Genomic DNA, 12,630 nt, shown 5'->3' on the forward strand with positions numbered 1-12,630 from the left:
ACTTTTTATGTGTACCTGGTTTATCGTTGTAACCAGATGTGAAAATAGCTGTAAGAAATGTGAGTGATACACCTAAAATTAATAATAATTTCATATTAATACTCCCCCTACTTTTTCGATTTACGAATTCTATTTATGAATTGAAATGTATGTAAGGTTCTTAGAAGAAAAGAATTTATTTATAATGAATAGCAGTGTGAAAACTTTAATACCTATATTATACAGAATTTTCTTTGAATTTTGGAGAGAATTTTATAGCACTACTATATATTTCGTTTTGATTTAAAGAATGTTTAAGGACATCCTAGCATACCTTTTATAATAATCCGATTGAACAAGGAGATGGGGGAGGAGCTATAATGGATATTCTAAAAAAGATTGAACAGCATCGAGCAGCAGAAGAACGTTTACAATGGGAAGGTACGTTTGCGGAGTATTTGGAGCTTGTGAAAGAAAGACCATGGGTGGCTCAAACAGCACACTCTCGCATTTACAATATGATAAAAGATGCCGGAATCGAAGAAGTTGATGGTAGAAGAAAATATAATTTCTTTAGTAATCAGCTGTTTGGACTAGAGGATGCACTAGAGCGTCTTGTTGAAGAATATTTTCATCCGTCTGCAAAAAGATTAGATGTTAGAAAACGTATTTTATTATTAATGGGTCCTGTTAGTGGAGGGAAATCAACATTAGTTACGATGTTGAAACGAGGATTAGAAACATACTCACGTACAGATCGTGGAGCGATTTTTGCAATTAAAGGCTGCCCGATGCACGAAGATCCACTGCATTTAATTCCACATCATTTACGGGATGATTTCTTTGATGAGTATGGAGTGAGAATTGAAGGGAATTTATCACCATTAAATGTAATGCGTCTAGAGCAAGAATATGGGTCAAGAATTGAGGATGTAGTTGTAGAGCGTATTTTCTTCTCGGAAGATCGTCGTACAGGGATTGGTACATTTAGCCCGTCTGATCCAAAATCACAAGATATTGCCGATTTAACAGGTAGTCTAGACTTTTCAACAATTGCAGAATATGGTTCAGAATCAGATCCTCGTGCGTATCGATTTGATGGAGAATTAAATAAGGCGAACCGAGGGATGATGGAATTCCAAGAGATGTTAAAATGCGATGAGAAGTTTTTATGGCATTTATTATCGCTTACGCAAGAAGGTAATTTCAAAGCGGGAAGGTTTGCGCTTATTTCAGCAGATGAATTAATTGTAGCGCATACGAACGAAACAGAGTATCGCTCATTTATAGCAAATAAGAAAAATGAAGCATTGCATTCAAGAATTATTGTAATGCCAGTTCCATACAATTTACGAGTGAGTGAAGAGGAACATATTTATGAGAAGATGATTCATGAAAGTGATGTATCGAATGTGCATATTGCACCACACACACTTCGTGTTGCAGCGATGTTTACAATTTTAACTCGCTTAAAAGATCCGAAGCGTCCAGATATTGATTTAAACAAAAAGATGCGTTTATATGATGGTGAAATGGTAGAGGGTTATAATGCGATTGATGTAGAAGAATTGCAACGGGAATACCAAGATGAAGGTATGAGCGGTATTGACCCACGTTATGTTATTAACCGAATTTCTTCTACAATTATTAGAAAAGAAGTACCATCTATTAATGCACTAGACGTACTTCGTTCTTTAAAAGATGGATTAGACCAGCATCCATCCATTAGTAATGAAGATCGTGAGCGCTATATGAACTTCATTTCATTAGCAAGAAAAGAATATGATGAAATTGCTAAGAAAGAAGTACAAAAAGCATTCGTATATTCATACGAAGAATCGGCTAAGACACTTATGGATAATTACTTAGATAACGTTGAAGCATATTGCAATAAATCGAAATTACGTGATCCATTAACAGGTGAAGAAATGAGCCCAGATGAAAAACTAATGCGCTCAATTGAGGAACAAATTGGAATTTCAGAAAACGCGAAGAAAGCATTCCGTGAAGAAATTTTAATTCGCATCTCTGCTTATGCGCGTAAAGGAAAACGTTTCGATTATAACTCGCATGAACGTCTTCGCGAAGCGATTCAGAAGAAGCTATTTGCTGATTTAAAAGATGTCGTGAAAATCACAACATCAACGAAAACACCAGATGAAAATCAGCTTAAGAAAATCAACGATGTTGTTGCACGTTTAATTGATGAGCATGGCTATAATTCTTCTTCGGCAAATGAATTATTACGCTATGTAGGTAGCTTGCTAAATCGATAGTTTGATAACAAAACGCTGTCTCTTGTTTTTTGCGGGACAGCGTTTTATTATCCATTCATATGTGTAAAGTGTCATACCTTGTCCAAATATAATAAATTAAGATGCAATTTCATGAATTTATTGTCAATTATTTTTACAATATGCATATGATAGAGTAACCAACCATTCATACGAAAAAAGCCAACACAATACAATATGTTGCAAAGTGAAAATGTGTGCAACAATGCATTGTGTTTCTTTCTTATCAGAGGCTGAATATTTCTTTCTATTATGTGAGTGGCAAAATTTTGTTTAGGATGCTCGGAGTATTGTATGTAAAACGTTATATATGTTTATGGGGTGATTTTCGATGGGCAGTTACCTTTCAAATATTTTAGCTTGAACATTATAGAACAAAATTTATAGATTGCTGTTCATAGAGAAAGACAATTACAGTAAGGAGGGAAAGGAATGAGCGAAGAAAATCAACCAAATTATACGATTTCACAGGAAAACTGGTCCCTCCATCGCAAAGGATATGACGACCAACAGCGCCATCAAGAAAAAGTACAAGAGGCAATTAAGAATAATTTACCCGATCTTGTAACAGAAGAAAGCATTGTTATGTCTAATGGCAAGGATGTTGTAAAAATACCAATTCGTTCTTTAGATGAATATAAGATTCGGTACAATTATGATAAAAACAAACACGTTGGGCAAGGAACTGGTGATAGCAAAGTTGGTGATGTCGTTGCGAGAGATGGATCAGGTGGTCAAAAGCAAAAAGGCCCAGGAAAAGGTCAAGGTGCAGGAGATGCAGCTGGAGAAGATTATTATGAAGCTGAAGTCTCTATTTTAGAATTAGAGCAAGCGTTTTTCAAAGAGCTAGAGCTTCCTAATTTAAAGAGAAAAGAAATGGATGAAAACCGGATTGAACATATTGAATTTAATGACATTAGAAAAACAGGACTATGGGGAAATATTGATAAGAAACGAACGATGATATCTGCATATAAACGAAATGCAATGCGTGGTAAAGCATCTTTCCATCCAATTCACCAAGAGGATTTAAAGTTCCGTACTTGGAATGAAGTGTTAAAGCCAGATTCAAAAGCTGTTGTATTAGCGATGATGGATACGAGTGGATCGATGGGAATATGGGAGAAGTATATGGCACGTAGCTTCTTTTTCTGGATGACAAGATTTTTACGTACAAAGTATGAAACAGTTGATATTGAATTTATTGCTCATCATACAGAAGCGAAAGTTGTTACAGAAGAAGAATTTTTCTCAAAAGGAGAAAGTGGCGGAACGATATGTTCTTCCGTGTATAAAAAGGCATTAGAGCTTATCGATAATAAATATTCACCAGACCGCTATAATATTTATCCATTCCATTTTTCAGACGGTGATAATTTAACATCAGATAATGCGAGATGTGTAAAGCTTGTTGAGGAGCTGATGAAGAAATGTAATATGTTTGGGTATGGGGAAGTGAATCAGTACAACCGCCATAGTACGCTTATGTCAGCCTATAAAAATATTAAAGATGAGAACTTTAGATATTATATTTTAAAGCAAAAAGCAGACGTATTCCATGCGATGAAGAGCTTTTTTAAAGAAGAATCAGGAGAGAAAATGGCATAATCCCTTTTAAAAGGGATTATTTTTTTAGTTGACAATGATAATGAAAATCATTATCATTTATTCAAGAAATGATTACATTTTGAATTATATATATTGGAGGAGATGTAAAGTTGAAAAAAAATAAAAAAAAACATATAAATGCAATGATTATAGCGGCGGCGTTATCACTTCCATTTGCTGTGTATTCGAAACCTGCTTTAGCGGCGGTAGCAATTGAGGCGAATAAAACGGGACAAGGTTTAGAAGATGGTACATATGACGCTGTTATTAAAGCATATAAAGATAAAACGAATGAAGAGTCTATGGCAGCTGTTTATATAAAGGATCCGAAATTAACAATTGAGAATGGAAAGAAAATTGTAACAGCAACGTTAAGTGATAGCGATTTCTTCCAATACTTGAAAACAGAGGATATTCATACTCCTGGTGTGTTTCATGATGTAAAGGTTATATCAGAAGACAAAAAGAAAAATGGAACGAAGGTTATTCAATTTGAAGTTGGGGAATTGGGAAAAAGATATAATATGAAAATGCATATTTATATTCCAACGATGGCCTATGATAATAAATATCAAGTGCAGTTTGAAGTAAATGCTTTAAATTTAGAAAACAATGCTCCAGAAAAGGAAAATAAAGAGCATAAAGTGGAACAACAAGATGAAAGCGGAAATGTAATATTAGATAAGCAATTACAAAGGCATATTAATAAACATAATTTAAATAGAGAAAATATAAATGATCCAATAACTAAGGAAGATTTATTAAAGATTAAAACATTATCCATTTATTCAGGTGAAGGAATAAATGAAATAGCTGGTTTAGAACATATGACAAATTTAGAGAAGTTGACGTTAAGAGAATCTAATGTAACAGATATATCAGCCATCTCGAAACTGAGAGATTTGAAGTACGTAGATTTAACTTCTAATCCAATTAAAAATATTCATCCAATTGAGCAGTTAGAGAATATTAATATGCTTTTTTTAAGAGATAATAAAATTTCTGATCTTACACCATTAAGTAAAATGAAAAAAATTAAAACATTAGATTTAGTTGGTAATAACATTGAAGACATCCAGCCATTATTTACATTATCAACTATGAAACAGTTATACTTAGCCAATAATCAAATCAGTGATCTTACTGGAATTAACCAATTAAGTAATGTGGAACTATTATGGATAGGGAACAATAAAATTAGTAATGTTGAATCTATTAGTAAAATGAGTAATCTTATTGAACTAGAAATTGCTGATAGTGAAATAAAAGATATATCACCATTATCTAAATTAGGAAAATTACAAGTACTGAATTTAGAAGAGAATTATATCTCTGATATATCACCGCTGAGTAATTTAACAGATTTACATGAGATGAACCTAGGAGCGAATGAAATTGCTGACGTAAGGCCTGTTGAGGAATTGGGTAAGCGAATTTCAATTGATATTCAACGACAAAAAATCTTTTTAGGTGAAGCAAGCGTAGATGAAGAAATACAAATTCCAATATACAATCTTAAAGGGGAGCCACTTCAAAATATCAATTTAAAAAGTGAGGGGGCCATTCTGAATAATGGATTTATAAAATGGAATAGTCCTGGAGAAAAAACATATGAATTTAGATTAGATACAAGCTCTGGTGAAAGTAAAATAAGATTTAATGGGATGGTTGTCCAGAAAATAGTTGAAAAACAAAAAGAAAGTCAAAATGTAATCCTGGATAAACATTTACAACAACATATTAATAAAGAGAATTTAGGTAGAGAGAATTTAAACGCTCCTATAACAAAAGAAGATTTATTACAGATTAAAACATTAGAGATACTTAAAGAAAAAGGAAAAGAGATAAAAGATGTAACAGGTTTAGAGTACATGACGAACTTAGAAAACCTCACTTTAGAAGGAGTAGGCTTGAAAAATATTGAGTTCATCTCAAATTTGAAACAATTAAATATTGTGAATGTATCTCATAATCAAATTGAAGATATAACACCGTTATCTTCATTAAAAAACTTACAGTGGTTAAATCTTGCAGACAATCATATTAAAGATGTAACGGTTATTGGTTCAATGCTGGACTTACTTAGCTTGAATTTAGCAGGGAATGAGATTTGTGATGTAAGACCGCTAATACAATTAGGGCAGTGGTTTTCAATTGATGTCGGGAGACAAACAATCATTTTAGATGAAGCAAAAGTAAATGAAGAAATTCAAGTTCCTGTATATGACTTAGAAGGAGAAGCTATTGACAATATCAAAATGACAGGTGAGGGCGGAACGCTTAATAACGGAGTAATAAAATGGAGTACCCCAGGTGAAAAGGTATATAAATTTGATTTAGATTCTGATGAAATTAGTATAAGTTTTAACGGAACGGTAATCCAAAATATAGTTGAAAAAGAAGAAGTGACAGAACCGGTAAAAGAAGTTGAAGAAACGAAAGAAGAAGTAAAAGAACCGGTAAAAGAAGTTGAAGAAACGAAAGAAGAAGTAAAAGAGCCAGTAAAAGAAGTTGAAGAAACGAAAGAAGAAGTAAAAGAGCCGGTAAAAGAAGTTGAAGAAACGAAAGAAGAAGTAAAAGAGCCGGTAAAAGAAGTTGAAGAAACGAAAGAAGAAGTAAAAGAACCGGTAAAAGAAGTTGAAGGTACAAAAGAAGAAGTGAAAGAACCAGTAAAAGAAGTTGAAGGTACAAAAGAAGAAGTGAAAGAACCAGTAAAAGAAGTTGAAGAAACAAAAGAAGAAGTAAAAGAGCCAGTAAAAGAAGTTGAAGAAACAAAAGAAGAAGTAAAAGAGCCGATAAAAGAAGTTGAAGAAACGAAAGAAGAAGTAAAAGAGCCAGTAAAAGAAGTTGAAGGTACAAAAGAAGAAGTGAAAGAACCAGTAAAAGAAGTTGAAGGTACAAAAGAAGAGGTAAAAGAATCAACAACTGGATTGAATCAAGAGCCAAAAGGGGATAATCAAGTTGGGCCGGTGAAGGTGGTAGGACAAGAGAGTACGCAAGAAAAAGTTTCAAATAAGCAACAAGTTAATAAGCAAGAGGAAAATCAGAAGTCTTTAGCAGCAACTGGTAGTCAAGCTAACACATCGAGTTTACTTTCTGGATTAGCATTTGTTCTTTCAGCATTAAGTATGTTTGTATTTAGAAAGAGAGTATTTAAGAAATAAATAACGTTTTATCTTATTATTACAAAAAATATATAATTATTTGAGAAGACCTTATCATAGCAATTTCATGTTGAAATATGCTTATGATAAGGTCTTTTTGAATAGGGGAAGGATATGGATACGAGGATGTTTTAATCAATAAAATAATGGAGAAGCTGTAGCGAAAATTGTAAGTACTTTTCGTTCATGATACGTTCAAATTGTATCAAGAAATAATATGAAATATTGCATTTTATATCTTTTTATCCGGATAATATGTTAATTTCGTGGATGGAATATATAAATAGGGGGCAATGATATGAACAAGAAATCAAAAATTAATAAAATGATGCTTAGTATTAGTACAATGGCGCTATCGTTAGGGGCAATTCAAACGAATGTATCAGCAGAAGAAAAGGTGCCATATAATGTATTGCATTCGAAACCAGTTGGAATTGAAAAACCAGTAGATGAGATCGGACACGTTTCTAAAGCCGAAGAAACATTATCATTTCAAGAACGTTTAAAAGTAGGAGATTTTTCACAGCGACCAGCATCTATTACGAGGAACTTGGCAGTAAAGCAAGCTAAAGACAGCTATTCAATGGCTGATTTAAACAAAATGAATGATCAAGAGTTAGTTGAAACGTTAGGCAGTATTAAGTGGCATCAAATTACAGACTTATTCCAGTTTAATGAAGATGCAAAAGCCTTTTATAAAGATAACGGAAAAATGCAAGTCATTATAGATGAATTAGCTCATAGAGGTAGTACATTTACGAAAGATGATTCAAAAGGAATTCAAACGTTTACTGAAGTGTTACGTTCAGCTTTTTATCTTGCATTTTATAATAATGAATTAAGCGCTTTAAATGAAAGAAGCTTCCAGGACAAATGCTTACCGGCTTTAAAAGCAATCGCAAAAAATCCAAACTTTAAGCTTGGAACAAATGAGCAAGATACAGTAGTATCTGCATACGGTAAATTAATTAGTAATGCATCAAGTGATGTTGAAACAGTGCAATACGCATCGAATATTTTAAAACAATATAATGATAATTTTAATGCATATGTAGACGATCGTATGAAAGGACAAGCTGTATACGATATGATGCAAGGCATTGATTATGATATACAGTCTTACTTAAATGAGGCCCGTAAAGAAGCGAATGAAACGATGTGGTATGGAAAAGTAGATGGGTTTATTAATGAAATAAATCGTATTGCTCTTCTAAATGAAGTAACGTCAGAAAATAAATGGCTCGTTAATAATGGAATTTATTTTGCTAGCCGTTTAGGGAAGTTTCATAGCAATCCAAATAAAGGACTAGAGGTTGTTACACAAGCGATGCATATGTATCCGCGTTTAAGTGAACCGTATTTTGTTGCGGTAGAACAAATTACAACAAATTATAATGGGAAAGATTATAGCGGGAATACGGTAGATTTAGAGAAAATACGTAAAGAAGGAAAAGAGCAATACTTACCAAAAACGTATACATTCGACGATGGATCAATTGTGTTCAAAACAGGAGATAAAGTATCAGAAGAAAAAATTAAGAGACTATATTGGGCTGCGAAGGAAGTAAAGGCACAGTATCATCGTGTAATTGGAAATGACAAAGCGTTAGAGCCAGGAAATGCGGATGATGTATTAACGATTGTAATTTATAATAGTCCAGATGAATATCAGTTAAATAGACAATTGTATGGATATGAAACAAACAATGGTGGAATTTATATTGAAGAGACAGGTACATTCTTTACATATGAGCGTACACCAGAGCAAAGTATTTATAGTTTAGAAGAGTTATTCCGTCATGAATTTACTCATTACCTGCAAGGAAGATATGAAGTACCAGGTCTATTTGGAAGAGGAGATATGTATCAAAATGAAAGGTTAACTTGGTTCCAAGAAGGAAATGCAGAGTTTTTCGCAGGATCTACTCGTACGAATAACGTTGTACCAAGAAAGAGCATCATTAGCGGATTATCATCTGATCCTGCAAGCCGTTATACAGCAGAGCGCACACTATTTGCTAAATATGGTTCTTGGGATTTCTATAACTACTCGTTCGCATTGCAGTCTTACTTATATACGCATCAGTTTGAAACATTTGATAAAATTCAAGATTTAATTCGTGCGAATGACGTGAAAAATTATGATGCATATCGTGAAAACCTAAGTAAAGATTCTAAGCTAAATAAAGAGTATCAAGAGTATATGCAGCAGTTAATTAATAATCAAGATAAGTACACTGTACCGGAAGTAGCAGATGATTATTTAGCTGAACATGCACCAAAGTCGTTAACAGAAGTGAAGAAAGAAATTAGTGAGACGTTGTCTATGAAAGATGCAAAAATGACAAAACACGAGTCTCAATTCTTTAATACATTTACATTAGAAGGTACGTTTACAGGTAGTGTAACAAAAGGTGAATCAGAAGACTGGAATGCAATGGGTAAAAGAGTAAATGAAGCTTTAGAACAATTGGCGCAAAAAGAATGGAGCGGCTACAAAACGGTTACAGCATATTTCGTCAATTACCGTGTGAATAGTTCCAATGAATTTGAATATGACGTAGTCTTCCATGGTATCGCAAAAGATGACGGAGAAAATAAAGCTCCGACAGTTCATATAAACGGTCCTTATAATGGGCTTGTAAAAGAAGGAATTCAATTCAAAAGTGATGGATCAAACGACGAAGATGGAAAAATCGTTTCTTATTCATGGGAGTTTGGAGACGGAAGAACAAGTACAGAAGTTAATCCAGTACATGCATATGAAAAAGAAGGAACTTATAAAGTAGTGTTAAGAGTAAAAGATGATAAAGGAAAAGAGAGTAGAAGTGAAACAACTGTTACGATTAAAGATGGAAGTTTAACAGAATCTGAACCAAATAATCGTAAAGAGGAAGCAAATCGTATCGGACTAAACACTACTATAAAAGGTAGCCTTATCGGCGGGGATCACACCGATGTTTATACATTTAATGTAGCATCAGCGAAAGATATCGATATTTCTGTTTTAAATGAGTATGGAATTGGGATGACGTGGGTACTTCACCATGAATCAGATATGCAAAATTATGCTGCTTACGGTCAAGCTAATGGAAATCATATAGAAGCAAAATTAAATGCAAAACCAGGTAAGTATTACTTGTATGTATATAAATATGATAATGGCGATGGAACGTACTCATTATCACTAAAATAAGTGCTTTTCCAATGTATGTTTAACTTTACTTTTTGTGGAAAATAGTGTATTATATAGATATATAATATATCGGTTATTTTCTAGGAGGAGCCTGTCACAATAGGTTTCTCCTGTTCTTTTTTAGAGACCTGTCTTACAGGTTTTTCTTTAAAGGGTAAATAACTGAAAATTGAGATTAATAATCTTTGAAAGAGGTGAGGCATACACATAACAAAAAAGGGATTGTTTAAGAAAGGGGGATAAGAAATGTTCTTGTTTGGTTATCCACTTGAAACAATTTATTTATATGGATTTATTATTGCTACTATACTCACTGTTATTTATATTTTCTTTGGAGATATATTTGAATCAATATTTAGTTTTGGGGGCGGATCTGTATCCGTTGTTACTTTACTACTTAGTTTCTTCGCTATGTTATGTGGACTTAGTTATATAGGAGAATATTTATTTTCCTTTAATAGTACTATTATTTTCGCTGGTTCATTTGCTATATCTTTTATCGGTGTTTTCATAATGAAAATATTAATTTTAAAACCGATTGCAGAAGCAGAACAAAATACCGTACAACGTATGGATGAATTCATTGGTTGCAAGGGAGAAGTCATTACGACAATTCCTACAGAAGGATTTGGTGAAGTATTAATCTCCTCCCAATTTGGAAGTAATGCAATCCCAGCTAAAACAATTGGAAAGAAAGATATTTCACAAGGAACTGAAGTTATTATCGAGGGAGTTCAAGATGGTGTTTTGCTTGTACAAAACATCGCTTATTCTTTAAAGAAACCAAAATTATAAGGGGGAATTTACATGACGATTCCATTAATTGTCGGTGGAGTTTTACTCGCAATTTTAATTCTACTCATTTTAGTATTCATTACGAAGTATCGAACAGTTGGTCCAGATGAAGCGTTAATTGTTACAGGGAACTGGCTTGGTGGTGGGAAAAATGTTGTTACCACTGATGATGGAAAGAAGATTAAGATTATTCGCGGTGGCGGTACTTTTGTAGTTCCAATTATGCAAAGAGCAGAGCCTTTAAGTCTATTAAACTACAAATTAGAAGTTGGTACACGTGATACGTATACGAAACAAGGTGTACCAATTACAGTAAATGGTGTTTCTATTATTAAAGTAGGATCGACAATTGAAGAAGTTTCTACAGCAGCTGAACAATATTTAGGAAAAGAAACGGAAGAGTTAAAAATAGAAGCAAAAGAAGTTTTAGAAGGGCATCTCCGTGCTATCTTATCTTCTATGACAGTAGAAGATGCGTATAGTAATAGAGAGCAATTTGCTCAAAAGGTGCATGAAGTAGCTTCTACAGATTTAAAGAAGATGGGTCTTCGCATCGTTTCTTTTACAATTAAAGAAATAATGGACAAAAACGGATACTTAGATGCGCTTGGACAGCCGCAAATTGCAATGGTTAAGCGTGATGCAACAGTTGCAAATGCAGAGCGTGAAAAAGAGGCACGAATTGAAAAAGCTCGTGCTGAGAAAGAAGCAAAAGAAGCAGAATATCAACGTGATGCACAAATCGCTGAAGCTGAAAAACATAAGGAATTAAAAGTGCAGTCCTATAAGAGAGATCAAGAACAAGCTCGTGCAGATGCGGACCTTTCTTACGAATTACAACAAGCGAAAGCGCAACAAGGTGTTACAGAAGAGCAAATGCGCGTTAAAATCATTGAGCGTGAAAAGCAAATTGAATTAGAAGAAAAAGAGATTGCACGTCGTGAAAAGCAATATGATGCAGAAGTGAAGAAAAAAGCAGATGCAGATCGCTATGCTGTCGAACAATCAGCAGAAGCGGAAAAAGTAAAACAAATGAAAAAGGCAGATGCGGATCAATATAAGATTGAAGCAGAAGCAAGAGCACGTGCAGAAGAAGTTCGTGTAGAAGGTTTAGCGAAAGCAGAGATTGAGAAAGCACAAGGTCAAGCGAAAGCGGAAGTACAAAAAGCACAAGGTACAGCAGAGGCAGATGTTATTAGGTTAAAAGGTTTAGCAGAAGCAGAAGCGAAACAAAAAATTGCAGAAGCATTTGAATTATATGGTCAAGCGGCAATTATGGATATGGTTCTTAAAATGCTTCCAAGTTATGCGAAGGAACTTGCAAGTCCGCTTAGTAACATTGATAAAATCACAGTTGTCGATACAGGCGGCGGTGGTAAAAATAGCGGGGCCGGAAAAGTTGCGGGCTATGCGACCGATTTAATGGCAACGATGCAAGAAACTTTAAAAGCTTCTTCTGGAATTGACTTAAAAGAGCTATTAGAAGGATTTGCAGGAAAAGGAGCGGTACAACAATTATCAAGTGATAAACCGGTTGTATCTGTAGTAGAAGATAAGAAAAAAGAAGTAGAAAAAGATAAAGAATAGTAAGGTA

6 protein-coding genes are annotated in these 12,630 nt (G+C 33.9%); all 6 read left to right on the top strand.

Going from position 1 to position 12,630, the window contains the following annotated elements; translation table 11 throughout:
* Positions 1-359: 359 nt before the first annotated feature.
* Positions 360-2,255: a PrkA family serine protein kinase gene (locus ACUN26_RS26840; protein WP_000353271.1), complete on the top strand. Its 1,896-nt coding sequence runs from the start codon at positions 360-362 to the stop codon at positions 2,253-2,255.
* A gap of 450 nt (positions 2,256-2,705) precedes the next feature.
* Positions 2,706-3,881 carry a sporulation protein YhbH gene (gene yhbH, locus ACUN26_RS26845; protein ID WP_001288242.1) on the top strand — a complete coding sequence of 392 codons (1,176 nt, stop codon included), beginning with the start codon at positions 2,706-2,708 and terminating at the stop codon, positions 3,879-3,881.
* A 110-nt stretch (positions 3,882-3,991) separates the two neighbouring features.
* Positions 3,992-7,045: a leucine-rich repeat domain-containing protein gene (locus ACUN26_RS26850; RefSeq protein ID WP_053082648.1), complete on the top strand. Its 3,054-nt coding sequence runs from the start codon at positions 3,992-3,994 to the stop codon at positions 7,043-7,045.
* Positions 7,046-7,343: 298 nt separating this feature from the next.
* On the top strand, positions 7,344-10,241 hold the full coding sequence (gene colA, locus ACUN26_RS26855; RefSeq protein WP_001036363.1) for a collagenase ColA: 2,898 nt from the start codon (positions 7,344-7,346) through the stop codon (positions 10,239-10,241).
* Between the two features lie 246 nt (positions 10,242-10,487).
* Positions 10,488-11,036: an NfeD family protein gene (locus ACUN26_RS26860; protein WP_000478273.1), complete on the top strand. Its 549-nt coding sequence runs from the start codon at positions 10,488-10,490 to the stop codon at positions 11,034-11,036.
* 12 nt (positions 11,037-11,048) lie between these two features.
* Positions 11,049-12,623 carry a flotillin family protein gene (locus ACUN26_RS26865; RefSeq protein ID WP_000155031.1) on the top strand — a complete coding sequence of 525 codons (1,575 nt, stop codon included), beginning with the start codon at positions 11,049-11,051 and terminating at the stop codon, positions 12,621-12,623.
* Positions 12,624-12,630: the final 7 nt, after the last annotated feature.

Source organism: Bacillus sp. WC2503, assembly GCF_052682895.1.

Bases quoted from the DNA above. Each gene is read 5' to 3' on its own strand.
- ACUN26_RS26865 (WP_000155031.1), top strand. From the start codon at position 11,049: ATGACGATTCCATTAATTGTCGGTGGAGTTTTACTCGCAATTTTAATT.
- ACUN26_RS26840 (WP_000353271.1), top strand. From the start codon at position 360: ATGGATATTCTAAAAAAGATTGAACAGCATCGAGCAGCAGAAGAACGT.
- yhbH (WP_001288242.1), top strand. From the start codon at position 2,706: ATGAGCGAAGAAAATCAACCAAATTATACGATTTCACAGGAAAACTGG.
- colA (WP_001036363.1), top strand. From the start codon at position 7,344: ATGAACAAGAAATCAAAAATTAATAAAATGATGCTTAGTATTAGTACA.
- ACUN26_RS26860 (WP_000478273.1), top strand. From the start codon at position 10,488: ATGTTCTTGTTTGGTTATCCACTTGAAACAATTTATTTATATGGATTT.